18 protein-coding genes are annotated in these 25,776 nt (G+C 62.5%); 7 read left to right on the top strand and 11 right to left on the bottom strand.

Annotated elements, in window-relative coordinates; translation table 11 throughout:
* Positions 1 to 41: 41 nt before the first annotated feature.
* The 3 genes from ACWNZ1_RS05845 to ACWNZ1_RS05835 all read right to left on the bottom strand — a co-directional run bounded on the left by ACWNZ1_RS05845 (position 42) and on the right by ACWNZ1_RS05835 (position 7,564).
* Positions 42 to 4,727, bottom strand: a complete 4,686-nt coding sequence (locus tag ACWNZ1_RS05845) for a hypothetical protein (protein ID WP_456027475.1) — start codon at positions 4,725 to 4,727, stop codon at positions 42 to 44.
* A 142-nt stretch (positions 4,728 to 4,869) separates the two neighbouring features.
* Positions 4,870 to 5,589, bottom strand: a complete 720-nt coding sequence (locus ACWNZ1_RS05840) for a FadR/GntR family transcriptional regulator (RefSeq protein WP_135845082.1) — start codon at positions 5,587 to 5,589, stop codon at positions 4,870 to 4,872.
* Between the two features lie 238 nt (positions 5,590 to 5,827).
* Positions 5,828 to 7,564: an IlvD/Edd family dehydratase gene (locus tag ACWNZ1_RS05835; protein WP_256452712.1), complete on the bottom strand. Its 1,737-nt coding sequence runs from the start codon at positions 7,562 to 7,564 to the stop codon at positions 5,828 to 5,830.
* 193 nt (positions 7,565 to 7,757) lie between these two features.
* On the opposite strand from ACWNZ1_RS05835, the gene ACWNZ1_RS05830 reads away from it, so the two are divergent.
* From ACWNZ1_RS05830 to ACWNZ1_RS05800, 7 genes are all read left to right on the top strand, one after another.
* Positions 7,758 to 9,080, top strand: a complete 1,323-nt coding sequence (locus tag ACWNZ1_RS05830) for an MFS transporter (RefSeq protein WP_123341408.1) — start codon at positions 7,758 to 7,760, stop codon at positions 9,078 to 9,080.
* 159 nt (positions 9,081 to 9,239) lie between these two features.
* Positions 9,240 to 10,232, top strand: a complete 993-nt coding sequence (araD1, locus tag ACWNZ1_RS05825; protein ID WP_135845084.1) for an AraD1 family protein — start codon at positions 9,240 to 9,242, stop codon at positions 10,230 to 10,232.
* Between the two features lie 12 nt (positions 10,233 to 10,244).
* On the top strand, positions 10,245 to 11,825 hold the full coding sequence (locus tag ACWNZ1_RS05820) for an aldehyde dehydrogenase (NADP(+)) (protein WP_135845085.1): 1,581 nt from the start codon (positions 10,245 to 10,247) through the stop codon (positions 11,823 to 11,825).
* Between the two features lie 165 nt (positions 11,826 to 11,990).
* Positions 11,991 to 12,332, top strand: a complete 342-nt coding sequence (locus ACWNZ1_RS05815) for a DUF5629 family protein (RefSeq protein WP_135845086.1) — start codon at positions 11,991 to 11,993, stop codon at positions 12,330 to 12,332.
* Positions 12,319 to 13,494 carry a lactonase family protein gene (locus tag ACWNZ1_RS05810; protein WP_256452713.1) on the top strand — a complete coding sequence of 392 codons (1,176 nt, stop codon included), beginning with the start codon at positions 12,319 to 12,321 and terminating at the stop codon, positions 13,492 to 13,494. The genes ACWNZ1_RS05815 and ACWNZ1_RS05810 overlap by 14 nt, the downstream gene beginning before the upstream one ends.
* A gap of 156 nt (positions 13,495 to 13,650) precedes the next feature.
* Complete coding sequence (locus ACWNZ1_RS05805) at positions 13,651 to 13,830, top strand: hypothetical protein (RefSeq protein ID WP_018611529.1); 180 nt, start codon at positions 13,651 to 13,653, stop codon at positions 13,828 to 13,830.
* 159 nt (positions 13,831 to 13,989) lie between these two features.
* Positions 13,990 to 14,115 (top strand): hypothetical protein, encoded by a 126-nt coding sequence (locus ACWNZ1_RS05800; protein ID WP_003180680.1) that lies wholly within the window; start codon positions 13,990 to 13,992, stop codon positions 14,113 to 14,115.
* A 145-nt stretch (positions 14,116 to 14,260) separates the two neighbouring features.
* Here the strand turns inward: ACWNZ1_RS05800 and ACWNZ1_RS05795 are convergent, their stop codons facing one another.
* The 8 genes from ACWNZ1_RS05795 to ACWNZ1_RS05760 form a co-directional block, all read right to left on the bottom strand.
* Positions 14,261 to 14,863 (bottom strand): glutathione S-transferase, encoded by a 603-nt coding sequence (locus ACWNZ1_RS05795; RefSeq protein WP_256452714.1) that lies wholly within the window; start codon positions 14,861 to 14,863, stop codon positions 14,261 to 14,263.
* Positions 14,860 to 18,501: an AAA family ATPase gene (locus ACWNZ1_RS05790; RefSeq protein ID WP_256452715.1), complete on the bottom strand. Its 3,642-nt coding sequence runs from the start codon at positions 18,499 to 18,501 to the stop codon at positions 14,860 to 14,862. The genes ACWNZ1_RS05795 and ACWNZ1_RS05790 overlap by 4 nt, the downstream gene beginning before the upstream one ends.
* A complete protein-coding gene (locus ACWNZ1_RS05785; protein WP_135845090.1) occupies positions 18,498 to 19,742 on the bottom strand; it encodes an exonuclease SbcCD subunit D C-terminal domain-containing protein in 1,245 nt (414 codons plus the stop codon). The genes ACWNZ1_RS05790 and ACWNZ1_RS05785 overlap by 4 nt, the downstream gene beginning before the upstream one ends.
* Positions 19,743 to 19,897: 155 nt before the next feature.
* Positions 19,898 to 21,535 (bottom strand): BatD family protein, encoded by a 1,638-nt coding sequence (locus tag ACWNZ1_RS05780; RefSeq protein ID WP_135845091.1) that lies wholly within the window; start codon positions 21,533 to 21,535, stop codon positions 19,898 to 19,900.
* Positions 21,532 to 23,268 carry a tetratricopeptide repeat protein gene (locus ACWNZ1_RS05775; protein WP_456027474.1) on the bottom strand — a complete coding sequence of 579 codons (1,737 nt, stop codon included), beginning with the start codon at positions 23,266 to 23,268 and terminating at the stop codon, positions 21,532 to 21,534. The genes ACWNZ1_RS05780 and ACWNZ1_RS05775 overlap by 4 nt, the downstream gene beginning before the upstream one ends.
* Entirely contained in the window at positions 23,265 to 24,344 is a 1,080-nt protein-coding gene (locus ACWNZ1_RS05770) for a vWA domain-containing protein (protein ID WP_256452716.1), read from the bottom strand. The genes ACWNZ1_RS05775 and ACWNZ1_RS05770 overlap by 4 nt, the downstream gene beginning before the upstream one ends.
* A complete protein-coding gene (locus tag ACWNZ1_RS05765) occupies positions 24,337 to 24,831 on the bottom strand; it encodes a DUF4381 domain-containing protein (protein ID WP_135845094.1) in 495 nt (164 codons plus the stop codon). Before ACWNZ1_RS05765 ends, ACWNZ1_RS05770 begins: the two co-directional genes overlap by 8 nt.
* Complete coding sequence (locus ACWNZ1_RS05760) at positions 24,828 to 25,772, bottom strand: DUF58 domain-containing protein (protein ID WP_135845095.1); 945 nt, start codon at positions 25,770 to 25,772, stop codon at positions 24,828 to 24,830. The genes ACWNZ1_RS05765 and ACWNZ1_RS05760 overlap by 4 nt, the downstream gene beginning before the upstream one ends.
* Positions 25,773 to 25,776: the final 4 nt, after the last annotated feature.

Raw genomic sequence — 25,776 nt, 5'->3', positions numbered from 1 at the left:
CTCCCTCGCCACAATGAATTACGCCAGCCTTTGAGCGGTGATCACGGCGCCAACGGCAAGAACTTGCTCTGCGCCAACGACCTGCCGATCTGCCCTCGATGTACATTCACCACTGCATAAGGGCTCTTCGCCTTGGCCAGCATCGAGTGGTAGTGCTCCCGGCGTTGCTCCTTGGTTTTCAAATGCGCAACGCTGTAGTCCGTTTTCAGCGTGTCGACCGTCTCGTAATGAAAGTGCGCGTACCAGAGCGTCCAGCCGTCGCGGTCGTTGATGGCGTATTCCTGGAGGAAATCCTTGCGTTCGCCTTTCAAGGCTTTGCGTTCGCCGAGCCGTGCGACTTGTATCAGGTTCTTTGCGAACAGGTAGCGCAGATTGCTGTCGGTGGGCGGCAACTTCAGGCTCAGTTCGGTGCGCAGTTCACTGCCCCGGGTGGTCAGGCGGGAAGCTGCGTTTGACAGTTCATCGATCAATGTCTGATCCGCTGCTGTGCGCGGTTTTGTCGAGGCGGTGAAGGCTCTTTCGAGTTCTTCGCAGCGTTTGCGGTAGCGACTCGCCTCATTGTTCATGATCTCCTCGATTTCCTGGGGAAAGCGGCACTGGGTTTTATACCGCTCTGCGCTCAGTAAACTGTTCTCCAGTTGATCCAGCAGCTTGCGCGCATCGCCCTTGATCGTTTTGATCGCTCTGGTGCGTGGTGGTGGAGCCGGTCGTTGTACTTCGACGATGTCCCAGACGTCGTCGTGCTGTGAATAGGTGGCGAGTAACTCGTCATCGACTTCGGAGCGTAGCTCGACGACTTCAATCGGCAGGGAGGTGCCGGCGGGTTTCAGATCACCAATCAAGACGCCACCCTTCCGGGTTTTGATCACCTTTTTTTGCGGGCGCCCGCTCGCCGTTTTGGTGCGTTTTTGCGGACGCTTGCGCGGCTGCGGCGCGGGTTTGAGCTCGGCGGACAATTTCTTGGAGACGTCGTCATAGAGATGTTCGATCAGCTTGAACAGCCTGGCGAAATAGGATGGGTCAATGTCGTTGGCATTGAGTGCCTTGATGCCCTGCATGGCATCTAGGGAAGCACCATAGTTTTCGGTCAGACTTTCCAGCACTTCAAGCCGCTCCGAAGGGGGCAGGTCATATGTTCCCAGGTCGGAGTGGGAGCGCACCTGTTCCAGCAAGAGCTTGATGAAATTATGCAGACTGGCGGGAAGGTCGGACTCGGGGTTTTTGACCAGCAGGGCGGCGAGTATGGGTAACTGCAAGGACTTGGTGGCCAGCGCAGATCTTTCTTCCTGGGGACGATCCTTGGTCAGCCGCTCGAATATCTGCGCGCCTTCGGCGTCCAGGTTCAATAACGCGTCCAGGTGCCGCTCCTCGAGTTCCAGCCAATAGATAGTACGATCGTTGATGACGCTCATTGCGTCGAGGTACGCAAAGTAGCCTACGGGGTTGTCGGCGACAGCCTCCTTCAACGCCGGTCCATTTTTCATGAAGTGGATATTGGCGGCATCCAGGGCCACTAAATCCAACTCGACGACAAGAAAGGCCTTACGGGCGTTGTTGATCACATTTTCCATCAGTGCGCGAAGCAGTTCCGGGGGCAATGTCATGTCAAGGCTGGCATATTCCGTTGCTTTGTTCAGCAGCCGCAGATAGTCGTCAGTCTGGTCCTGGAGCAATTCATAAAACTGCGCACGTTTTGCCGCACGTTGTTCCTCGGTAAAGTCGCCTTCCTGGGTTCTGCTCAAGACTTCCTGGGCAACTTGCACGGCCTTTAGCTTATCGGCTTCCTGTGCGTGATAATTCCTCAGCTCCTGGGTCAGTTCCATCCCCCGCTGGGCCCTGAGCTTGCGCAGTTCGGCCACCCGCTTTGGGGGCATGCCCCCGCGCAGACGCAGGCGTAGGTCCATGGACCAGTTGCCCTGGATATCTGATTTCAACACCGGACCATTTTTTGCCGGGTCTCGTGGAGCCTGCGGGTCGACGATCACCGTGTTGCCGTCCGGCTCCGGACTGATCCGATACAGTTTGTCTTCCACCAGTGCGTACCATTTGTTCTGGATGACGTACAAGCCTGTGTAGGGGCCATATTTGATCGGTTCAGGCATTGAAGTGGGGCGTGGCACCTGTAGCCGCTGCAGCCGGTTACGTTGCTCCTGCGTCAGGCGCTGCCCGGTGCTGGCGAAACTGAGGTCCAGGGCGCCCTGCGAGTGTTCGCCGGGCAAGCCCACCGGCCCTTCGAGAATCCTGGGCGGCACCGGCGTCGGCCACTGCTCAGGGATGACGCGCGGTGCTGGGGGACGCATCGCCTGTTCCTTCAGTGCATGGGGCACCGGTGCATGGGACAAGGCGCTGATGGAGGGAAATTGATGCGCCAGCATGCCAAGGTTGAGTAGCAGGTCGACGACGGCCAGTTCACGGGTCACCGGGTCTTCGCTGCTCAGGGCCGCAATATCATGACTGGCACTGCCCATCAGGCTCCACAGCCAGAGCGTGGTCATGACTGGGCCGCGCAGCAAGGGCATCAGCAGCGTATTGAACAACAGGCTGCCGCCTTCCAGCAGCACTGCCCAGCGGCTCTCGCTGTTGGAGACCGAATCATGGTCGGCCTGGGAGACCAGAGCGCGGGCATTACTGCCGTACAGATACTGCATCAGTTCACCGTTGTGCAGGAACTGCCGCAGTTCGTCGTTTGTACCGTCAATGGCCAGCGTTGCGGGGGCAGGCTTGGCGGGGAGGCTGAACTCATCGCCCTGGAAAAAGCGCACGATGTGCGGCTCCTGGAAACCACCATCGGCATAGATCGGGCGCGCGGCGTCGGACATCCAGGTCAGGATGCTCTTTTGCAGATCCCCAGGAGTGACGATGGCCTTCAACAGTGCCTCGCGCGTAGGGAGCTCTTGCAACGAGGGCGCGTAAAGCGGGCGATACAGCAGGTGCGGTCCGGTTTGGACATCCGCCGGCTCAATGATGAACATGTTGCCCACGATGTCGGGATGGGCTTCGGGTTTGCGCAGGAAGGCCAGGTGGCGAATGACCACCGACTGGCCGCCGACCTGTTGACTGCTCGCGTCGGGGTTGAGCAGGGCTTCAACCAGGCCCAGGCCTTGGCGGGTCACGCCGTTTTCATGGTTGAGCATTTGCTTGAGGGCTTCAAGCGACAACTGCGCCGGGATCTGTTCTGCAAACAGTCGCTGGCGTTCCTGGGCCTGGGTCAAATCATCCAGCAGGCGTTGTTGCAGGTAGCGAGGATAGGTCGTGCCAATGTCGACCTGTTCGATCAGCCCGTTCTTGCGAGTGATGAAATCCGGCGTCAGCCACCGGGGCAGCGTCAGGCCCAGGCGATGGCTGAGGACCAGGTTTGCACTCGGTCGAGCGACGAGGTTGTTGATGGCCAGTTCGGTCAGGCTCATCTTCCGTTTCTCGATGATCCCGATGGTTCCGGGATAACCGGCTGCCACGGTGAAAGTCAGCTCTACATCGTCGGGCTGGTATTGGTTGGTTTGAGCCTTGTCAGGTTGGCTGTCGTTGGTTTGCTGCATCTGCTTGAGCAGGGCGTCGGCGGCAAAGGCCTTGATGTCCTCGATGTCGCTGAGAAAGGTGCGGCCCTGGTGGCGTTTTTTTGCGCTGGCCAGTGCCAGGCTGTAATGCTGGAATTTCGTTTGATCGACGATAGAGGCTTGTTTCAACCAGTCGGGCAACAGCGGCTCGATCCGTGCCGCCGTTTCGGGCGTGAGATGCGGTGCGTCAAGCAGATAACGGGCGGGGTCGCTCAGCTCCTGGTAGAGCGTCGACAGGTCTGGCAGGCCAATCCGCGCGGGCAACTGCACTGCGTTCAGGTCGGCCAGTTGCTGCTCCAGCAGCATGGCGGCCTGGGTGTCGAAAGCATTGCTGCTGATCTCGTTGCGTTGGCAAGACAGGGTGTCGACGATGTAGCGGCTGGCAATCCCTGCGCCCCAATGGCTATTGAATTCTTCCAGGGATGCAAAGGACTGCACGGCGCCGCCCGGACTGCAAAGCAGGAAGACGGTAGCGCCATTTTTGCAATAGGTCAGGAGCATTTCGCTGCCGATCAGCACGCTGCTGGAGCCGTTTCGGGTGACTTTGGTTTCCAGGCTGTAGGCGTAGACGGGGGATAGGTTGGTGCGGCGAAATCGCTGCTCGCGGTCCGGCCAGCAGACGATTTGGTCCAGGGCTTCGCGCGCCGGGTCAGTGAGGTCGGGTTGTTGCAGGCTGCGGATAGACAGCGTGTTCTTGAGTGCATCGCTGAGCCAGCGCCAGCGGCTGATGTCATTACCCGTGTCGATGCCGGCGTTCCAATAGCGGGTCAGCGCATCCTCCAGCCCGATCGGTACGGTCCAGGGCAGTTCAAGCAGCAGTTTTTCGATGACCTTGATGTCCAGCTTGTCGTCTTGCGGTGAGAGCTCGCGGGGCGGTGCGTCGGAAAGAAAGCAGCGACGCCCACCGCGTTCCGTGAAATCCAGAGGGGTGCCCAAGGCCAGGTAATCGAGGACGCGGGGCATGAACGGTTGGAGCGTGAAACCACGAGAGGCGGGATCCGGCGTTGCCAATTTGGTCTTGGACAGGTCGAAGCTCAACGAGGGATATTTTTCCTTGATGGCTTGTTCGAGCATGCGTTGCGCGACTTCTTCGAAGGTCGGGCGGCTGGCAAATAGCAGGCTGACCCTTTGTGCAAGCGCGGGGAGAGTATTGGTCGGAGTGGCTGCGGTCATATGAAATCCTTTTCATAAGTTCATGGCCGCCGGGAGTGACGACGAGGGAAGTATCGACATCCCGCTTCCGCGAGGGCGGTAAATAAATACCACCCGGGCGGATGTGGGTTATGCCAGGACTCGTCTTTTGGCTAAGGGGGGATCAGGCAGGGTCGGCGCCCAGCACCACATTCAGCGCGCTGCGGGCATCATCCAGTTGCACCAGGGTGGCGTGGCGGGCACCGAGGGCGTCGCGGTTCTCGATGGCGGTGAGAATCGCCTTGTGGCGCGGCATCGCCAGTTCATGCAGGTTGGGCCGCTGGTTGGAGTGCTTGAGCGCTTCGGCGATGGCCACCGACAACATGTTGCACAGGTTGGCGAGCAAGTCGTTGTGGGTGGCGTCGGCGATGCGGCTGTGGAAGTCCAGGTCCGGTTGCAGCACGGCCTCGGGGGTCGGCGCGGCTTCCATGCGCTGGTAGGCTTCGCGGATGGCGGCGATGTCGCTGGCGTCGGCGAACTGTGCGGCGAGGGCGGCGGCAGCCGGTTCGATGATGCTGCGCACACTGGTCAGCAAGTTGAAGAATTCATTCTGCGGGCTGCTCTGCATCAGCCAGTGCAGCACATCCGGGTCGAGCATGTGCCATTCCCGCCGGGCCTTGACCACCGTGCCCACCCGCGGGCGCGAATACACCAGGCCCTTGGCGACCAGCACCCGCGTGGCTTCGCGCAGCACTGGGCGGCTGACGGCGTACTCCTCGCACAACAGGGCTTCGGCGGGCAGTTTGTCGTCCGGCTTGAAACGCCCGGAGACGATCTGCATGCCCAGTTCCTGGACAATGCGCGAGTGCATGCTCTTGCGGTCGGAGGGTTTACGGTAATCCATGGGGCGCGGCGCGATCCTGTGCGTAGGGGATGCTGCGCATGATAGCAGGCGCGGCGATGGCGGGTCGCTAGTGCGAACTTGATGTGGACACCGGTCCATTGTGGGAGCGGGCTTTTGTGGGAGCTGAGCTTGCTCGCGATGAGGCCCTTCCAGTCAATATCTCTGTTGTCTGTTACACCGCTATCGCGAGCAAGCTCAGCTCCCACAAAAGCTTGCTCCCACAGGGCGATGGGTGGTGTCAGTGAGAGTGGCGTGGCACCTCGGCGCCGCGGCAACCGACCAGGAAGTCGAAGTCACAGCCCTGGTCCGCTTGCAGGACATGGTCGATGTACAGCTGGCGATAGCCGCCCACCAGCAGTTGTTGCGGAGGAACCAGGTCGGCCAGGCGCGCGGCCAGTTCGGCGTCGGAGATGTCCAGGTGCAGGCGGCCGCTGGCGCAATCGAGCTCGATCCAGTCGCCTTCCTTCACTGCCGCCAAGGGCCCGCCGGCTGCCGCTTCCGGTGCCACGTGCAACACCACCGTGCCGTAGGCGGTGCCGCTCATGCGCGCATCGGAAATCCGCACCATGTCGGTCACGCCCTGGGCCAGCAGCTTGGCCGGCAGGCCCATATTGCCCACTTCGGCCATGCCCGGATAACCCTTGGGTCCGCAGTTCTTCATCACCAGGATCGAGTTGGCATCCACATCCAGCTCCGGGTCATTGATCCGCGCCTTGTACTCGTCGAAGTTCTCGAACACCACGGCACGACCGCGATGCTGCATCAGTTCGGCGGTGGCGGCGGACGGCTTGAGCACCGCGCCCAGTGGCGCCAGGTTACCGCGCAGCACGCAGATGCCGCCGTCGGCGCGGATCGGGTTGTCCAGGGTGCGAATGACTTCGTCCTGGCCGTAGATCGGTGCGTCCTTGGTGTTCTCGCCGATGCTCTTGCCGTTGACGGTCAAGGCATTCGGGTTGGGGATCAGGTTCGCTTCACCGAGACGACGCAGCACGGCGGGCAAACCACCGGCGTAGTAGAACTCTTCCATCAGGAAGCGCCCGGACGGCTGCAGGTCGACGATGGTCGGCATGCCGCGACCGATGCGAGTCCAGTCGTCCAGGTCCAGTTGCACGCCGATGCGCCCGGCAATGGCCTTGAGATGGATCACCGCGTTGGTCGAGCCGCCGATGGCCGCGTTGACGCGGATGGCGTTTTCGAAGGCTTCCTTGGTCAGGATCTTCGACAGCTTCAGGTCTTCACGGACCATTTCCACCGCGCGCATGCCGGACATATGGGCCAACACATAACGGCGTGCATCCACGGCCGGAATCGCCGCGTTGTGCGGCAGGGAGGTGCCGAGGGCTTCGGCCATGCAGGCCATGGTCGAGGCGGTGCCCATGGTGTTGCAGGTACCGGCCGAGCGAGACATGCCGCCCTCGGCCGCGAGGAAGTCGTCAATGGTGATCGTGCCGGCCTTGACCTGCTCGCTCAATTGCCAGACCACCGTGCCCGAACCGATGTCCTGGCCTTTGTGCTTGCCATTGAGCATCGGCCCGCCGGTGACGACGATGGCCGGCACATCGCAACTGGCGGCGCCCATCAGCAAGGCAGGGGTGGTCTTGTCGCAACCGGTGAGCAGCACCACGCCGTCAATCGGGTTGCCGCGAATCGCTTCCTCCACGTCCATGCTCGCCAGGTTGCGGGTCAGCATGGCGGTGGGGCGCAGGTTCGATTCGCCATTGGAGAACACCGGGAATTCCACCGGAAAGCCCCCGGCCTCGATCACGCCGCGCTTGACGTGCTCGGCGATCTGCCGGAAATGCGCGTTGCACGGCGTCAGCTCCGACCAGGTGTTGCAGATGCCGATGATTGGCTTGCCATGGAACTGATGGTCGGCGATGCCCTGATTTTTCATCCAGCTGCGGTACATGAAGCCGTTTTTATCGGCGGTGCCAAACCATTGGGCCGAGCGCAGGGAGGGTTTCTTATCAGACATGATCGATTCTCTTATTGTATGACTATATTGTTCTAGCGTGAGGGTAACATAAGCGCAATTTACGCGGTTTGGAAGTGTTGTTTGGTAAATAGTATTACTATATAGTCCGGTTTAACGGAGGGGTTGTCCTGGCTGTCATTGGCGAGAGAAATCCCCCGAGGTTCTATAACAACAACAATTGGAGAACAGTCCCATGAGCCAGGAATTGCGGCTTATTCGTCGCATCACGCTGAAACTGATTCCCTTCCTGATTCTGCTTTACCTGATCGCCTACGTGGACCGTTCCGCCGTGGGCTTTGCCAAGCTGCACATGGGGGCTGACCTGGGCATTGGCGATGCGGCCTATGGCTTGGGCGCGGGGCTGTTTTTCATCGGTTATTTCCTGCTGGAGATCCCCAGCAACCTGATGCTCGAACGCTTCGGTGCCCGGCGCTGGTTCGCCCGGATCATGATCACCTGGGGCGCCATCACCATCGGCATGGCGTTCGTACAAGGTCCGCATAGCTTCTATGTGATGCGCTTTTTGCTGGGCGCGGCGGAAGCCGGGTTCTTCCCGGGCGTGCTGTACTACATCACTCAATGGTTCCCGGTACGCCATCGCGGCAAGATCCTGGGCCTGTTCATTCTTTCCCAACCCATCGCGATGATGATCACCGGCCCGGTGTCCGGTGGCTTGCTGGGCATGGACGGCATCCTTGGCCTGCACGGCTGGCAGTGGCTGTTCATTGTCATTGGCCTGCCAGCGGTACTGCTGACCTGGCCGGTGCTGCGTTATTTGCCGGATGGCCCGCAACAAGTGAAATGGATGGACCAGGCCGAGAAGGACTGGCTGACGGGTGAGCTGAAAAAAGACTTGCAGGAATACGGCCAGACTCGCCATGGCAACCCGCTGCACGCCCTGAAAGACAAGCGTGTCCTGCTGCTGGCGCTGTTCTACCTGCCCGTGACCCTGAGCATCTACGGCCTGGGCCTGTGGTTGCCGACGCTGATCAAGCAGTTCGGCGGCAGTGATTTGGTTACCGGCTTTGTGTCTTCGGTGCCGTACATCTTCGGCATCATCGGCCTGCTGATCATTCCCCGCAGTTCCGACCGCTTGAACGACCGCTACGGTCATCTGGCCGTGCTCTATGTGCTGGGCGCCATCGGCCTGTTCCTCAGCGCCTGGCTGTCGGTGCCAGTGTTGCAACTGGCGGCGCTGTGCCTGGTGGCGTTTGCGCTGTTTTCCTGCACCGCGGTGTTCTGGACCTTGCCCGGGCGTTTTTTTGCCGGCGCCAGTGCGGCGGCGGGTATCGCGCTGATCAACTCGGTGGGCAACCTGGGTGGCTACATCGGGCCGTTCGTGATTGGTGCGCTGAAGGAATACACCGGAAATTTGGCGTCGGGGTTGTACTTCCTGTCGGGTGTGATGGTCTTTGGCCTGGTGTTGACCGGCGTGGTCTATCGTCTGCTGGAGCGCAAGCATGTGCTGCCGGCGGATCAGTTCGCGGCCAGTGCCCGGGGGGCTACGCGTACATAAAAATTTCAGGGGTAACCCCGATCAACTGTGGGAGCGAGCTTGCTCGCGATAGCGGTCTTACATTCACCCATGATGTCGACTGTCAGACTGCAATCACGAGCAAGCTCGCTTCCACAGGGATCAGTGTGTAATTCAAGTTATGTTTGCAGGGAGAAGAATATGCGTTTAGTTCAGTTTGAATTGCCTGACGGTGAACGCCGCGTCGGTGTGGTCGACGGCGAGCAAGTGCGGGAAGTGCAGGGCGCGGGGAGCGTGCGCGACCTGGCGCTGGCGGCCATCGAGGCCGGCGTCAAGCTTGAGCAACAGGTCAATAGCCTGGGCTTGGGCGCCAGCCATGACTACGCCCGGTTGCTCGGTGAACTGCGCATCCTGCCGCCGCTGGATCACCCAGACCCGGCGCACCTGCTGGTCAGCGGCACCGGCCTGACCCACCTGGGCAGTGCTTCGGCCCGGGACAAGATGCACCAGCAGGCCGGCGACGAAAGCGCCATGACTGACACCATGCGCATCTTCAAGTGGGGCGTGGAGGGCGGCAAACCCGAGGCCGGGCAGGCCGGCGTGCAACCGGAATGGTTCTACAAGGGCGACGGCAGCATCGTCGTCCGTCCGGGCCATCCGTTCCCGCTGCCGCCGTTCGCCGAAGACGCGGGCGAGGAGCCGGAAATCAGCGGCCTGTATGTCATCGGCCACGACGCCAAGCCTTATCGCCTGGGCTTTGCGGTGGGCAACGAGTTCTCCGACCACGTGATGGAACGCAAGAATTACCTGTACCTGGCCCATTCGAAATTGCGCAGTTGCAGTTTTGGCCCGGAACTTCGCGTGGGTGAACTGCCTCAACATCTGTCCGGGACCAGTCGTATCCTGCGCAACGGCGAAGTGCTGTGGCAGAACGAATTCCTCAGCGGCGAGGCGAACATGTGCCACAGCCTCGAAAACCTGGAATTCCATCACTTCAAGTACAGTCAGTTCCTGCGCCCGGGGGATGTACACGTTCATTTCTTTGGCACCGCGACGCTGTCGTTCGCCGACGGCATTCGCACTCAGCCGGGGGATGTGTTCGAGATCAGTCAGGCCGAATTCGGCGCGCCGCTGGTCAACGGCATTGCCCCGGTGGACGCGGTGTTCAACCCGGGTACTATCGGCACACTTTAAAGGAGACTTGCGATGAACCAGATCCTTGGCCACAACTACATCGGCGGGGCGCGTAGCGCGGCCGGCCAGACTCGCCTGCAGAGCATCGACGCCAGCACTGGCGAAGCCTTGCCCCATGATTTCATCCAGGCCACGGCAGAAGAAGTCGACGCCGCCGCCAAGGCTGCCGCCGCTGCTTATCCGGCCTATCGCAGCCTGAGCGCGGTGCGCCGGGCCGAGTTCCTCGAAGCCATTGCCGATGAACTGGATGCCTTGGGCGATGAGTTCGTGGCTGTGGTTTGCCGTGAAACCGCATTGCCGGCGGCGCGGATCCAGGGTGAGCGCGGTCGCACCAGCGGTCAGATGCGCCTGTTCGCCAAGGTTTTGCGCCGTGGCGATTTCTACGGCGCGCGCATCGACCGGGCCTTGCCGGAGCGCACGCCGTTGCCCCGTCCGGACCTGCGTCAGTACCGCATCGGCCTGGGCCCGGTGGCGGTGTTCGGTGCCAGCAACTTCCCCCTGGCGTTCTCCACGGCCGGTGGCGACACGGCGTCGGCCCTGGCAGCCGGCTGCCCGGTGGTATTCAAAGCCCATAGCGGGCACATGGCGACCGCCGAGCACGTGGCCGATGCAATTATCCGTGCGGCTGAAAAGACCGCGATGCCAGCCGGTGTGTTCAACATGATCTACGGCGGTGGCGTCGGCGAATGGCTGGTCAAGCATCCGGCGATCCAGGCCGTGGGCTTCACCGGCTCTCTCAAGGGCGGGCGTGCCTTGTGCGACATGGCCGCCGCGCGACCGCAGCCGATCCCGGTGTTCGCCGAAATGTCGAGCATCAACCCGGTGATCGTGTTGCCGCAAGCCTTGGAGAATCGCGCCGAGAGCGTTGCCCGCGATTTGACCGCCTCGGTGGTGCAGGGTTGTGGCCAGTTTTGCACCAACCCCGGTTTGGTGATCGGTATCCGTTCGCCGCAGTTCACTGCGTTCACTCAACAAGTGGCGGCGTTGATCGGCGACCAGGCCCCTCAAACCATGCTCAACGCCGGCACGCTGCAAAGCTACGGCAAGGGCCTGCAGAAATTGTTGGCCCACCCCGGCATCGAGCATCTGGCCGGGCGTGAACAGCAGGGCAACCAGGCCCAGCCGCAGTTGTTCAAGGCCGATGCCAGCCTGTTGGTCAACGGCGACGAGGCGTTGCAGGAAGAAGTGTTCGGCCCGACCACGGTGTTTGTCGAAGTGGCGGACCAAGCCCAGCTCTCTGCCGCGCTGAACGGCCTGCACGGCCAGCTGACCGCGACAATGATCGGCGAGCCGGCGGATTTCGAACGGTTCAGCGAATTGACGCCGTTGCTGGAGCAGAAGGTCGGTCGCATCCTGCTCAACGGGTATCCGACCGGGGTGGAAGTGTGTGATTCGATGGTGCACGGCGGCCCTTACCCGGCGACGTCCGATGCCCGTGGCACTTCGGTGGGGACTTTGGCGATTGATCGTTTCCTGCGTCCGGTGTGCTTCCAGAACTATCCCGACAGCCTGCTGCCGGAGCCGCTGAAGAACGCCAACCCGTTGGGGATCCTGCGGTTGGTGGATGGGGTGCCGGGGCGCGAGGCGGTCTGAGGATCGCGGTCAGGCCGTTACATTGAGGTTGAATGTACCGGCCTCTTTGCGAGCAAGCCCGCTCCCACATCGGAATGCGTTCCCATGTGGGAGCGAGCTTGCTCGCGAAGGCAATCGCCCAGTCAACATCGAGTCTGAAGTTATGGCCCAAGGCCCACTCCCACATTGGGTTATCATGGCAACTTTCCCAATGACCGACTGATCACCATGACTGCCGTTACCGACACCCTGCTGCACGCCCTCGAATCCTGCGACATGCTGATCATTGACGGGTTGTACGCATTCGATTTTTCCCTCGATGAGCAAGATCAGCTGCACGTCGAGTGCATGAATGGCCGCACCCTCGAACACTGGCGTTTCACGCCGACGCAGATGCAGGCCGCGACGTTCGACAAAGCCTCCAAGCACTGGATCATCACCAGCGATTCGGGTGATCACCACCTGGAGTGCGTGGAAGCGACCAGAGGCCACGACGATGATGAGGACGACGAACATGAAGATGCGTAGTCTCTGGCCGTTGTTGATGGCCGGCAGCGTGGGCGCCATGGGCGTTCAGGCAGAAACTGATGAACGTCATCAACTGTTGGTAGGTTCCTACACCGCCGGCCAGAGTCAAGGCATCTACCGGCTGCAATTCGACAGCCGCACCGGCCAGCTCGACGCCAACCCATTGCAAGTGATCAAGACTGACAATCCTTCGTGGCTGACCCTTTCCAAGGACATGACCCGGCTGTTCGTGGTCAACGAAAACGGGCCGGGCCAGAAAGACCCGGTGGGCAAGGTCAGCAGCTACGCCATCGCCCCGAAAACCCATGAACTGAGCCTGATCAACCAAGTGCAGTCCCTGGGCAACGAGCCGACCCATTCCAGCCTCAGTGGTGATGGCCGGCATCTGCTGGTCAGCAACTACTCGGTGGTGGAAGACCCGGGTGGCACCCTGGCGGTGTTGCCGGTGGCCGCCGACGGCAAGTTGTCACCCCCGGTGCAGTTGAGCAGCCATCAGCCGAGCCGGGTCAATCCCGAGCGGCAGATGTCGGCCCACGTGCACGCCGCAGTCTCTTCGCCGGATGGCAAGTATGTGTTCGCCAACGACCTGGGGGCGGACAAGGTGTTCGTCTACAGCTACGACCCCAAGGCCAACCCCGAGCTGCCGCTGACCGCCGCCGATCCGGCCTTCGTGCAGTTGCCGCCCGGCAGCGGCCCGCGTCATCTGCTGTTCAGCGCCGACGGCAAGCACGCCTGGTTGACGATGGAGATGACCGCACAAGTGGCGGTGTTCGATTATCAGGATGGACGCTTGACCCAGCGCCAATTGGTCGACCTGGCGGCTGGCAAGCCTCAACCGGGCAGGGCGGCGGCTGCGCTGCATGCCTCCAGGGATGGCAAGTTCCTCTATGTCAGCAACCGTGGCACCACCAACGAAGTGTTGGTGTTTGCCATTGACCCGGCCGCTGGCACACTGAAAGAGCTTCAGCGCCGCTCGGTTGAAGGTGATCACCCCCGGGAGTTCAGCCTCGACCCGAGTGGGAAATTCCTGTTGATCGCCAACCAGAAGAGCAATCAGATCGTGGTGCTCGAGCGCGATCCCAAGACCGGTCTGCTGGGTAAAACTGTGCAGAAGCTGGCGATGGATGCGCCGAGCGATTTGAAGTTCATCGTCCGTCAATAGACCGCAGGCCCCGTTTTTCGGGGCCTTCGTGGTTGTATCAACGAGACTGATATTCGTTAGTCATGCAAAGCATTTCAAGGCAGGACGCCTCGGCGCGTAAGTTTGCTTCACGGCCCCACCGGGCAAGCCAGCCAACTGAATCCGAGGATTACCGCCATGAATCTGAATCTCTTCTCTGTGATCGCTGCTTCCGCCATCTCTGCCACCGTGGCGCTGCCAGCCAGTGCCAGCATCGAAATCAGCGACAAGAAAAACCGCACCCAGAGCTACACCGAGAAATACCTGCAGCAGAGCGCCAACTTCTACGCCGCGCTGGACCACAAGACCCAGCACTGAAAGGTTTTGACGATTGAAGCCTGCGATCTTTTCATCTTCAAGGAGAGAAAAGATCGCAGGCTTCGCCGTTTCTGAACAAATCCCACTGTAATATCACTTGGCCATGTGTTTAAATTTGACGCTATTAAATTGACTCCTTCTCCCATAAGGATCGACATCATGGCGATGCGTCTGGCAGTGATGCTGCTGTTTCTCTATTCCACCCCGATTGTTTCAGCCGCTCAGCCGGATTCCGGCGAGTTGGAAGTGGCTCGTGAGCGATTGTTGAGTTTGCTGAGTGACTGAGTGGGTCTGCTTAGAGATTTTGCGAGAGCAAGGCTTGCTCGCGATGAACGATGACGCGGTTCTTTTCAGGGACTGAGGCGCCTGCATCGCGGGCAAGCCTTGCTCCCACAGAAGTGCCCCTCGCCACAGGGCTGTGTGCTGGCAGTTACTTGGCCATGATCGCCACGAACAGCTCGGAATCCAGAAACCTCTGCAACCAGTCCTGTAGCCGCGGGTAGGGCGCCTGGGCGAACCACTCTCGGTCGACATGGGCGAACTGGCGCACGAACGGCATCAGCGCCACGTCGGCCAGGCTCTGGTGATTCGCCGCCAGGAATGGCCCGGTAGCAAGCAATGCTTCCAGCCTGCGCAGAAAGACCTCGCCCTCGGCCCTATAGTGCTCCATCGCGTGTTCGGGGTGGCGCTCAGGGTATTTGTAGCGGTTCAGATGAAGCTTGAAGACCTGGTCGTTTTCCTCGATCAACGCTGCCGTCAACACCTGACCTTCGGGGTCGCCGAGCAATCTCCAATTATCCGGATCCTGCTGTGCCAAGGCCCAGCTCATGATCTCCAGGCTTTCATCGATCACCCGGCCCTCAACCTGCAACACCGGCACCGTGCCTTTGCTGGAAAGCGCGAGCATTTCGGGTGGCTTGGCCTTCAGGCTGACTTCGACAATCTCCAATTCGATTGCGCTGTGACGCAACGCCATGCGCGCCCGCATCGCGTAGGGACAGCGACGGAAGGAGTAGAGCGTGGCACGGCTCATTTCACCTCCACCGTGCTCAACCCGTTACCCTGGCGGCGGACCTGGATCTGCACCGGGATTCGCTCGTGCATTTCCTGCACGTGGGAAATCACCGCGACCTTGCGGCCCTGGGCCTGCAATCCGTCAAGCGCATCCATCGCCAATTGCAGCGACTCGGGATCGAGGCTGCCAAAGCCTTCGTCGATGAACAACGACTCGATTTTCAGCGTGCTGGACGCCATCGAGGCCAGGCCCAACGCCAGGGCCAGGGAAACCAGAAAGGTCTCGCCGCCGGATAACGAATGCACCGAGCGCAGTTCATCGCCCATCTCCGTGTCCATCACCAGCAGCCCGAGCATGCTGCCGCCGCGCTTGAGCCGGTAGCGACGCACCAGTTGCCGCAATTGGGTGTTGGCGTGGTGCACCAGCAAATCGAGGTTGTAGGCCTGGGCCAGCTTGCGGAAGCGGTCGCCGGTGGCCGAGCCGATCAGCGCATCCAGGCGTGCCCAGCGCTGGTATTCGGCGTAGGCCTGTTCGATCTGCTGGGCCAGGGCCTGGTTGGCGTTCTGCCGCCGCTGGTCCTCGGCCTGTTCGGCGCGCAGTTCGGCGCAGTGTTGTTCGCTGACGGCGAATTGAGCTTGTAGCTCGGTGAGGGCTTGTGCCAACTGTTCGGGCAGCAGGTTGCCGTTGTGCTGGGCCTGGTGGTTTTGCAGGCGCTGCTCACGTTCGGTGAGTAAGACGCGGGCTTGCTCGATGGCTTTTTCGCTGTTGAGCAAGCGCTGGCGCAACTGGCTGACGTGCTGCTCGTCGAGACTGAGCAAGGCTTCGAGGGACGCGTCGTCCAATTCAGGATGTGTGGTGCGCCACTGCGCGATGGCGGCCGCCAGCGCTTGAAGTTCGCTGTCCAGGGATTGTGCCTGCTCCTGCCGGGCCTTGAGTTCGGCGGCCAACTGCACCAGGTTATTGCGCAGTTCCTGCAGGCGTTGATTGGCTCCTGCTTCGGCATTGCGAGCCTGTTCCAGGGCCTGGTCGATTTGTTGCTGCCACTGTTCGGCGCTGGTGTGTTCACCCAGCAGCTGCGTGAGTTTTTGCTGGCAGGCCTGCTGTTGCTCGGTCAGGGCGCTGAATTGCTGTTGCGCCGACGCCAATTGCTGCACGCGGGTTTGCTGGCGGTCCTGCTCCTTCTCCAGGGTCTGCTGGCGCTGGAGCTGTTCGCTGAGTTCGTCGCGCTGCTGTTCCAATTGCTCCAGCCGTTGGGTGATCTGCTGGTCGAGCTGCATGAAGGTCGCGGCCGGCTCGCTGCGCAAGGCCTGTAGCGTGTCTGCCGGCAACAAGGCGCTGAAGTGGCTCAACTCGTCATCCAGGCGCAGGCGATCACGGGCCAGTTCCTGTTGCTGGTTGTTCAGGTGCTGTAACGCTTGCTGGCTCGCCGTCTCGGCATTGTGCAGTTGCTGCGTCAGGCGCACCGCGTCCTGCTGTAGGGTCAGCAGGGCAGTTTGCCGTTGTTCGTCCTGGCTGATGTGTTGGTGCAGCTGGCTGTTCTGTTGCGCCAGCCAGGCATCGCGATTGCCAGAATCCTGGGCCAGCAGCTGCGCCGACAGTGGGTGGGCCTCAAGGCTGGGCGCCAGGCCCTGTTGCTGGCCGGCGAGTTGTTCCTGCTGCTGTTTGAGCTCTTTGAGCTGGGCGATGACGCCGCTGTATTGCGCCCGCAGGTCGATGACTTTTTCATTGAGCAGATCGACGGCTTTGCGGGCATTGGCCTCTTCGCTTTCATCATGGCGCCCGAGGCTTTGCAGCAGGGCTTCGGGCTGATGATAGGGATGTTCGATGCTGCCACACACCGGGCACGGCTGGTCGTCCTGCAGTTGCGTGCGCAGTTGTTCGACGCTTTCGCTGCGGGCCAGGCGCTGACGTTCCAGCAGTTCGCGGGTGACGGTCAGGGTCTGTTCGGCAATCGCCAGTTCGGCTTTGGCTTCACCGCCTTCACGCACCAGCCGGTCACGTTCCTGCAACGCCCGTTGTTGGCGTTGTTCCAGATCGGCGCCACGTTTGTCCAGTTCCTGCTGGCTGGCCCACAGCCGGGTCAGGTCTTCGAATGCACGCAATTGCTTGCGGTTGTCTTGCAACAGGTTGCCGAGCAACTGGATCTGTTCGGCCACCGCGTCCGGTTCGGCGCCGGCTTCTTTGTAGAGCACTTCGAGGTCTTGCCGGCGGGTTGCCAGGTCCTCGGCGGTGCGGGCGGCGCTTTGCTCCAGGGTGGCGAGTTCGGCCTGGCCCTGGTTCAGGCGATTGCCGATCAGCATCAACTGCTGGAGGCGATCGCGATAGGCCTTCCAAGCGTCGCTCAGTGGTGCAAGGTGGGTGCTTTGTGCAAGCTCGCCGGCGATTCGCTGCAAGCGCGCGGCCACCTGTTTTTGCTGTTCGAGCAAGGTGTCGATTGTGCGCTGGCCCTCGGTGCAAGCCTGTTGCGCTTGCTCCTGGCGCTCAGCGCCCTGGCTCGCGTCCCGGGCAAGGCGAGCGAGGGTGCTCTGCTCTTCAAAGGCTTGGCGCAGCAACGGCGCGCTGTCGCTGCTTTGTTGCCGGGCGGTGGCCAGCGCCAGTTGTGCGGCGCTCAAGCCTTTTTCCAGTGCGGCCTGTTGTTCATGCAGGTCGATTTGCTGCTGGGTGAGCTGCTGGATCTGCACCGCCAACGGTTCAAGCTGACGGGTCAGTTCCGTCTGGCGGATGAATTGATGGCGCTGGGGCGCCAGTTGTTCCAGGCGCGTCAGTTTCAGGCGTTGATCTGCCAGGGCGTCCCAATCGGCCTGGGCCTGTTGCAGTTGCTCGGCGGCGCTGGCCTGTTCGTCCTGCAACAGGCGCAGGTCCTTGAGCCAGGTGTGTTGTTGCTCCAATTGCTTGAGTTGCGCCTGTTGGGCCTTGAGTTGTTGCTGGGCGTCGTTGAAGCGCTGGTCCAGCTCGGCCCGGGCCTCGGGGGCGAGTGGGGTGACGCCGGTGGCCTGGTCTTGTAACTGCTTGTGGGTTTCCTTGGCTTGCTTGGCCTTGTCGAAGGCGCGGCGGCCAAGGCGGGTGTACAGGGCGGTGTCGGTGAGCTTTTCCAGGAGTTCGCTGCGGTCGTTGTCATCGGCCTTGAGAAACGCGCTGAACTCGCTCTGAGCCAGCAGCACGGCGCGGGTGAACTGTTCGAAGTTCAGGCCCAGGGCGGCTTCGAGCTGGGCCTTGTATTCACCTTTCTGGCTCGCCAGCAGTTGATCGTTGTCCAGGTCTCGCAGGCTCTGGCGGCTGGCTTGCAGCTTGCCGCCAGCCTTTTCCCGGGCGCGATTGGCTTCCCAGCGGGCCCGATAGCGGCGCCCGTCGATGCCGCGAAAATCCACTTCGGCATAGCCATCGCCGGTGCCGCGGCGCAACAGCGTGCGCGGGTCTCCCGTGGCGATTTCACCGTCGGCGTCTGGCACCTTGGCGTCACGCCCGGTGTTGTTGAGGCGCGGTACGGCGCCGAACAGCGCCAGGCACAAGGCATCGAGCAGCGTGCTCTTGCCGGCGCCCGTGGGACCGGTGATGGCGAACAGACCGGCGCTGGCCAAGGGTTCTGCAGTGAAATCGATTTCGAAAGGCCCTGCCAGGGAGGCGAGGTTCTTGAGGCGGATCGCGAGAATCTTCATGGTTGCTCGCTCTCCATCTGCACGTCTTGCAACAGCACGGCAAAATCCTTGAGGGTCTGTTCATCCACTTCGTTGCCGTAGGTGTCCTGCCAGGCACGGCTGAACAGTTCCTGCGGGCTGAGTTGATCCAACTCGATCAGCGCCGCGCCATCATCGGCACCGCCGGTGCTACCGTTGCCGGCGTACTCGGCGGCGATCCGCACAAGGCGCACGGCCTTGCCTTGCAGCGCGGTTTCCACCTGGTGACGCAGGTCCGGTTGCGGCTCGTCGAGGCGCACCCGGACTTCCAACCAGGGCTGACGCTGGACATCGGCCAACAGGTCGATGTCCGGCAGGTCCTTGAGTTGTACCAGGATATCGGCCAACGGTGCCGGGCCCAGGCGTTGCAGGTTGACGGCCCGGGGAATCAGGCGTGGCTCGACCTTGACCAGGGTGTCGCCGTCCAGGGTGATGTCGAGGATCTGATGCTGATAGCCGATCTCCGAGAACGACAGCGGAATCGGCGAGCCGCTGTAGCGGATCCGTTCTTCACCGTTGACCTTCTGCGGCTTGTGCAAGTGGCCGAGGGCGACGTAGCTGATGCTCGGGCCGAACAGGCTGGCGGGCAGGGCCTCGGCGTTGCCGATGATCAGGCTGCGCTCGGAGTCTTCGGACACCGAACCGCCGGCCATGTGCGCATGGCTGATGGCGATCAGCGCCTGGCCTTTCTTGCGTTTGCTGTTGGCGGCGGCGATCAGCCATTCATGAACCTGGCCGATACCGCGCAAGTAGTCGTCACCCAGTTGTGCGCCGGTGACTTCGGCGGGCCGCAGGAACGGCAGGGCCAGGCACCACGCCTTGACCTTACCCTTGGCGTCGGGCAATGGCAGCAGCAGGCGTTCGACGTCCAACTGCCCGTCGTCCAGCCACAACACCCGGCCCAGGGCATGGGTGCGCAAGCGGCGCATCAGCGGCGCGGGCAGTTCGATCCGCGAGCCGGAGTCGTGGTTGCCGGCGATCATCACGATGGTCAGGTTGGCATTTTGCTCATGGGCGTTGACGATGAAGTCGTACAGCCGTTCCTGGGCTTTGACCGGCGGGTTGACGGTGTCGAAAATATCCCCGGCGATCAGCAGCACGTCGGGTTTTTCGCTGGTCAGTTGGCGCAGCAGCCATTCGAGGAAACAGGCGTGTTCGAAATCACGCTCCTGGCCGTGCAGGTTTTGCCCCAGGTGCCAGTCGGAGGTGTGAAACAGACGCAAGGTGAACTCCAGAAAACAGATGATGGCCGCGGGAAGATGGGCGGCTAAAAGAGAAGGAGTTTACTGGGAAACAGCAGAGAGGACCCGTGCAACTTCTCCGGTTGAGCTGGTACCCGTCCCTTCGCCACAAAAAGCTCTATGTGCCGCAAAAAGGGTTATTTGGGGTAAAGCGGCGGCAATCCACTGTCGCCCAGTGGGTCCTGGGAGCGTTCTGCGGTGGGAATGGTGCGAATGGCCCGCCACAGGTCCTCGCCTTGCCAGAGCTGGCCGGTCTCGCTGTAGAGTGCGCCGTTGAGGCCGTCGAGGGCGTCGGACAGCGGTACGAAGCGCGCCGCCATGTCGGCCAGGGTTTCCGGTTGCTGGCGGGCCCAGGCGTCGAGGGCCTGGCGGGTGGCGTGGGGGTCGTTGGCCAGGCAGGTACGCTTGAGATCATCCAGCAGGGTGCGCGGGCTGGGGCCGGCCTGGGTCGCGCGCAGGACGGCGGGCTGCGAGCGGGCTCGCCACCACAGGCCGAAGCCGAGCAGCGTGGTGCAGGCCAGGATCAGGCTGCTCAATTGCCAATACCACAGGCTGTCGCTCTCGACGGTCGTCACGATCTGCGCCGTGCCCGCCGGCGTATCCACCATCAGGCTCGGATTGTTCGCCACTTGCAGGGTTCGCGCCGGCAGGCTGGTACGGTCCAGGTGGTTTTCCAGGGTGTTCCACCAGACCACTTCCACCGGCGGCAGCTCGATGGTGCCGCTGCGGTTGGGCACCAGGGCTTCACGGTCTTCGCGGCTGCCCACCAGCCCGCGTTCACTGCTGCGGCTGCTGAGTACCGGCTGGTCTGGATAGCGCCGCAGGCCATTGATCTCCGTGGCCGGCAGGGGCGGCAACTGGGCGCTGGCCAGGCCTTCGGCTTCCAGGGTCAGGCTGCGGGTCAGGGAGTCGCCGACCTGGCTGTGGGTCGGTTCCGGGCTCCAGCTTTCACTCAAGGACAGGCTGCGTGCTGGCAACCAGGGCACATCGGCCGGGTAGCTGGTTGGCTTGGGATTGACGGTCAGCTGCAGTTGCTCGGAGCTGACGCGCATCAGTTGGCCGGGTTTCGGCCCCGAAGGCACCGCGCCCTGGGCCACCGGCTCGACCAGGGTGGCGCTGAAGGTCTGGGCCGGAATCGTCAGCTCGCCGCTGCGCTGCGGGTAGATGCCGTAGCGCAGTTCGATCACGCCGTGGCGCACATCGTTGATGACCTTTTCATAAGTGCGCGACTCGCCGAGCTGTTCGGTGCGAGCGTCGGGGATGTGCAGCGGTGTCAGGCTGCTGTCGTCGTACAGCGACACCGAGTGGTAGATGCGCAGGGTCAGGATTGCCTGGGCCTGCACATACACTTGGGTCTGGTCGAGGCTGGCCTCGATGAACACCGGCGCCAGGTTGCCGGATGCATTGCGGGTCTCACTTTCGATCACTTGCAGGGTGATCGGTTGGCTGCTCACTTCTCCCAGTTGCAACGGCGGAATCGTCACGGTGCCGCTCTGGCGTGGCAGCAGGGTCACGATCCAGCGGGTGGTGGCGCGGTTCTCGCCGTCGAGGGTGGTCAGCTGGTTGACCTGGCGGGTGCCACGCACGTCGAACAGTGCCTGGAGTGGGCTCAGGTCGGGTTTGCCGAACAGCGTGGCGTCATTGGACTCCAGGGTCAGTTCCACGGTTTCCCCGGAATTCAGGCGGCCGCGATCCACACTGGCGGTCAGCTGTGCTGCCTGGGTTCCAGAGGCCCAGAGCAGCAACACGAGGAGGTAGGCGGTGAAGCGGGTCATGGGGTTTTTCCCTGGGCCTGATGGCTTTGCTGTTCATACCAGAATTTACGCCTGAGCAGTTCCCCTGGGTTGTCCGGGATCTGGCGCAGCCATTGTTCCAGTGCCTGGCGCTGTTCTTCTTCGTTACGCTGGCCGGCGGCGGGGCGCAGCGGTGGCGTGGTGGTCTGCTCGTCCGGCAACTCACTGCCCGGCACATCCTGGGCGCCGGGCGCTGGCGGGGTGCGCGGCGCCTGGGCCTCGTCCGGCGCTTCGGTCGTTTCGGAGGAGGGCTGTCCCTGTTCCGAAGACTGGCTTTGCCTCTCGGTATCCGGCGCTTGCTCCGCTGGACCCGGTTCCTCGCTTTCGGCAGGCTTGGGTTCTTCCGGTGGTGGTGCCTGTTCTTTCAACAAGCTTTCCACCAGCGCCTTGTTGGTCTGGGCGGGGCGCAGGTCCGGTTGCAACTCCAGGGCCTGTTCATAGGCATCCAGTGCGGCTTCCAGTTCGCCGCTCCTGGCCAGGGCGTTGCCACGATTGTAATGGGCGCGGGCGTCGGTGCCCTCGGCAAAGCGCCGGGCGGCTTCGCTGTAGTCACCGGCTTCGTACAGGGCGACGCCTTGCCATTGGCGCTCCTCGAAGTGCTCGGCGGCCTCGGCCGGGCGCTTCTGCTTGAGCAAGTGCTGGCCCTGTTGGTCGGGGCGCAACCACAAATCCTGGAACTCAAAGGCGTGCCCGGTTTGCGGCAACACGAACAGCAGCGGCAGGCAGAACAGCCAGCCTCGACGTCCGGCGCAGGCGGCCAGCAGCAACAGCGGCAGGAGCAGCCAGTAGCCCTGGTCGGCCCAGCTGTCCAGGCGCAAGGTCTGACCGTCGCTGCGCAGATGGCGTGGGCCGTCCAGCAGGCCCAGGCCGCGCAGGTCACTGTCGTCCAGCCGTGCCGGGCGGTAACGACCGTCCAGCTCATTGATAAAGGCTTTGAGGCTTGGGCTGTCCAGGCGCGGCACCAGAGTCGCGCCTTGAGCGTCCTTGAGGTAACTGCCATCCTCCTGGGCTACCGGCGCGCCTTCCCGGGTGCCGATGCCCAGCATCAGCAAGCGCGTGGCAGAACCGTCCATGATCTGGCGAATGTGCTCGCGTTCCTGCTCGTTCAACGAAGAACCGATCAGCAGGATCCGGCCATGGCCTAACCCGCTCTGCTCCAGCAGGGCCATGGCCTTGTTGACCGCCAGGTCGGCGCGATGGCCGCTTTGCGGCATGATCGACGGCGCGAGGGCTTCGAGCAGGTTGGCGCTGGTGGACAGGTCGTCGGACAGTGGCACCAGCGTGTGGGCGCTGCCGGCATAGACGATGATCGCGGTCTGGGCGTCGCTGCGGTTGTGCAGCAGGTCCAGGACCTTGCGTCGCGCCTGCTCCAGTCGTGTGGGCGGGACGTCGGTGGCGAGCATCTCCGGCGTCAGTTCCAGCACCACCACCAGCGGATCGGCGGGTTTCTGGCTGGCCTGTTCAACCCGCGCCCAGCTAGGCCCCAGTAACGCCAGCAGCATCAACAGCCAACCCAGGCCCAGGGCAATCCACGGCAGCCTGCTTTCACGGCCACTGCCGCCACTGAGCAGCACCGCGTGAAAGGCCGGAGGCAAGATCATCTGCCAGCGCCCGACGCGTTTCTGCCGATGCCACAGTTGCCAGAGCAACCAGCCCAGCAACGGCAACAGCAAGATGAACCAGGGGCGTAGCCAGTGCGGCCAGAGGGCGATCATCGACGCCTCCGCAAGCGCAGGCGCTTGAGCCGCTGACGCCACTCGGCATGTTGGCTGGTCTGGAACAGCGGCCGATTGAACAGGCGCTGCAGTGGATTGTCCGGCCAGCGCTCCCACACCACCAGCAACACACTCAATAGCAACGCCAGGGCCAGGGGCCAGTGATAAAGCGCCAGGGCAGGGCGGGCCTGGGTCGGTTGCTGGGTCACCGGCTCGAGCTGGTCGAGGGCAGTTTTGATCGCCAGCAGTTGTTCACCATCCTGGGCGCGAAAATACTGGCCGCCCGTGACATGAGCGATGTCCTTGAGTGTCGGCTCGTCGAGGTCCAGGCTCGGGTTGATGCCGAGCAAGCCCGTCGTGCCGCTTTGTTCCGGGTCGGCGCCGATGCCGATCGGGTAGATTTTCACGCCTTCGTCGGCGGCCAGTCGCGCGGCGGTCAGTGGGTCGATTTCACCGCCGTTGTTGGCCCCATCGGTGACCAGGATCAGCACCCGGCTGTGGGCCGGACGCTGGCGCAGGCGCTTGAGGGCCAGGCCGATGGCGTCGCCGATGGCGGTGTTCTTGCCGGCGATGCCGATACGCGCCTCGTCGAGCCAATGTCGCACGGTGCGGCGATCGAAGGTCAGTGGTGCCTGCAGATAGGCCTGGCTGCCGAACAGGATCAGGCCGACCCGGTCGCCTTCGCGGCCCTCGAGAAAATCCCCGAGCATATGCTGCACCAGCGTCAGGCGACTGACCTCTTCGTCCCGCCACTGCATGTCGGGGAAATCCATGGAGCCTGAAACGTCCACCGCCACCAGCAGGTCACGGCCGCTGGCGGCAATTGGCAGCGGCTCGCCGAGCCATTGAGGGCGGGCGGCGGCCATCAACAACAGCAGCCAGAGCAGGATGAAGGGTGCCTGTTGACGCCAGCTCGGCAGATTGGCCCGGGCCCGACGCCCCACCAGGCCTTCGAGGTCGCCCAGGAAACTGACCTTGAGCGCCGGCTCGCCGCTATCGGCCGCCGGCAATACCAGGCGCATCAGCCAGGGCAGCGGCAACAGGGCGAACACCCACGGCCAGGCGAATTCAAACATGTTTGCGAATCCAGATTTCGACTGCTTGGGTCAGGCCGGCGATGGCTTTGTCATCGAGTTTGCATTCGGGCTTGTAGGCACCTTCCACCAGCACCATCCAACGAGTGAGGCCGGCTGCGGGGCAGCGGTTATCCAGGAAGGCCAGCCACTTGCGCCCGTTGAGGGTGTGGCTCTGGCTGTAGGGGTAGTGGTTGCGACACAGTCGCTTGAGCAGCCCGTTGAGTTGTTGCAGCCAGGCCCCGGCCGGCGCTCCGTCATAAGGTTTGGGCAGCAAGGCGAGCTCGGCCAGGGCGGCCAGGCGCACCGGGTCCAGGGGTTGTTCGGCGCGGGCGACGTTGCGCTTGGCGGGGATAAATCGACGTAGCTGCCACAAGCCCAGGCCCAGCAACGGGATCAACACCAGCAGCAACCACCAGCCTGGCGCGGGAGGCCAGAAACCTATGGGGGGCGGCGCCATCAGCGGCTGCAATTGATCCAGGTTGCTCATCGGCTTTTCCCGGCCCGCTTGGGGTTCAGGTATTCGCGCAGTTGTTCGACCATATCGCCCTGGGTACTCAGGGGCATCATCAGGATCCGCAGTTTCTGCGCCAGTATCTCCCAGCGCTCCTGGCGTGCCTCGGCCTGGGCGCGATAGGCCTGGCGCAGTTCGAAGTTCAGGGTGTCGAGCTCCAGCTGCGAATCGCGTTGGGCAAAACGTAGCAGGCCGGCGGCGGGCAGGGCGTGATCCAGTGGGTCCGACAGGGGTAGCAGCAACAGATCGCAATGGCGCGACAGCAGGCTCAGTTGTTGCTCGGCACTGTCGGACAGCGCGCGCTCGTCGCAAATCACGATCACCAGGCTGCCGGGCCGCAGCACTTCCCGGGCCCGACGCAGGGCAATGCCGAACGAATCGCGGTCCGGCTCGCCTTCGGTGTGCAGCGACTGATTGACCCGCACCAGGCGGTTGAGCAGTTGCAGAAGGCTCTGTTTGCTGCGCCGGGGCTTGACCTCGTAATGGGTGTTGTCGCCGAACACCAGCCCGCCGACCCGGTCATTGTGCCCCAGCGCGGCCCAGCCGATCAGGCTGGCGGCCTGTGCGGCAAGCACCGACTTGAACATCAGCCCGGAGCCGAAGAACAGCCGGTGGCTTTGCTCGATCATGATGAAAATCGGCCGTTCCCGTTCTTCGTGGAACAGTTTGGTGTGGGGCTCCTGGGTACGCGCGGTGACGCGCCAGTCAATGGTGCGCACATCGTCGCCGGCCTGATAGACCCGCACTTGATCGAAATCCACCCCGCGCCCGCGCAGCTTGGAATGGTGCAGGCCGATCAGCGGGCTGCGCTGGCCGGGGGTGGAAAACAACTGCACCTCGCGCACGCGATGGCGCATCTCGATCAGCTCCGAAAGGCTGATGCGGATGCCCGGTGCGGGCGCCAGTGGGTTATTCATGACT

This window comes from Pseudomonas sp. CFBP 5748 (assembly GCF_053850495.1).
The sequence above is the reverse complement of the archived record's forward strand: the minus strand, read 5'-3'. Positions and strand labels throughout refer to the sequence as shown.

What these genes read in the sequence shown, in the direction of transcription:
- ACWNZ1_RS05845 (WP_456027475.1), bottom strand. Translation starts at nt 4,727, where the DNA reads ATGACCGCAGCCACTCCGACCAATACTCTCCCCGCGCTTGCACAAAGG.
- ACWNZ1_RS05840 (WP_135845082.1), bottom strand. Translation starts at nt 5,589, where the DNA reads ATGGATTACCGTAAACCCTCCGACCGCAAGAGCATGCACTCGCGCATT.
- ACWNZ1_RS05835 (WP_256452712.1), bottom strand. Translation starts at nt 7,564, where the DNA reads ATGTCTGATAAGAAACCCTCCCTGCGCTCGGCCCAATGGTTTGGCACC.
- ACWNZ1_RS05830 (WP_123341408.1), top strand. Translation starts at nt 7,758, where the DNA reads ATGAGCCAGGAATTGCGGCTTATTCGTCGCATCACGCTGAAACTGATT.
- araD1 (WP_135845084.1), top strand. Translation starts at nt 9,240, where the DNA reads ATGCGTTTAGTTCAGTTTGAATTGCCTGACGGTGAACGCCGCGTCGGT.
- ACWNZ1_RS05820 (WP_135845085.1), top strand. Translation starts at nt 10,245, where the DNA reads ATGAACCAGATCCTTGGCCACAACTACATCGGCGGGGCGCGTAGCGCG.
- ACWNZ1_RS05810 (WP_256452713.1), top strand. Translation starts at nt 12,319, where the DNA reads ATGAAGATGCGTAGTCTCTGGCCGTTGTTGATGGCCGGCAGCGTGGGC.
- ACWNZ1_RS05805 (WP_018611529.1), top strand. Translation starts at nt 13,651, where the DNA reads ATGAATCTGAATCTCTTCTCTGTGATCGCTGCTTCCGCCATCTCTGCC.
- ACWNZ1_RS05800 (WP_003180680.1), top strand. Translation starts at nt 13,990, where the DNA reads ATGGCGATGCGTCTGGCAGTGATGCTGCTGTTTCTCTATTCCACCCCG.
- ACWNZ1_RS05795 (WP_256452714.1), bottom strand. Translation starts at nt 14,863, where the DNA reads ATGAGCCGTGCCACGCTCTACTCCTTCCGTCGCTGTCCCTACGCGATG.
- ACWNZ1_RS05790 (WP_256452715.1), bottom strand. Translation starts at nt 18,501, where the DNA reads ATGAAGATTCTCGCGATCCGCCTCAAGAACCTCGCCTCCCTGGCAGGG.
- ACWNZ1_RS05780 (WP_135845091.1), bottom strand. Translation starts at nt 21,535, where the DNA reads ATGACCCGCTTCACCGCCTACCTCCTCGTGTTGCTGCTCTGGGCCTCT.
- ACWNZ1_RS05775 (WP_456027474.1), bottom strand. Translation starts at nt 23,268, where the DNA reads ATGATCGCCCTCTGGCCGCACTGGCTACGCCCCTGGTTCATCTTGCTG.
- ACWNZ1_RS05770 (WP_256452716.1), bottom strand. Translation starts at nt 24,344, where the DNA reads ATGTTTGAATTCGCCTGGCCGTGGGTGTTCGCCCTGTTGCCGCTGCCC.
- ACWNZ1_RS05765 (WP_135845094.1), bottom strand. Translation starts at nt 24,831, where the DNA reads ATGAGCAACCTGGATCAATTGCAGCCGCTGATGGCGCCGCCCCCCATA.
- ACWNZ1_RS05760 (WP_135845095.1), bottom strand. Translation starts at nt 25,772, where the DNA reads ATGAATAACCCACTGGCGCCCGCACCGGGCATCCGCATCAGCCTTTCG.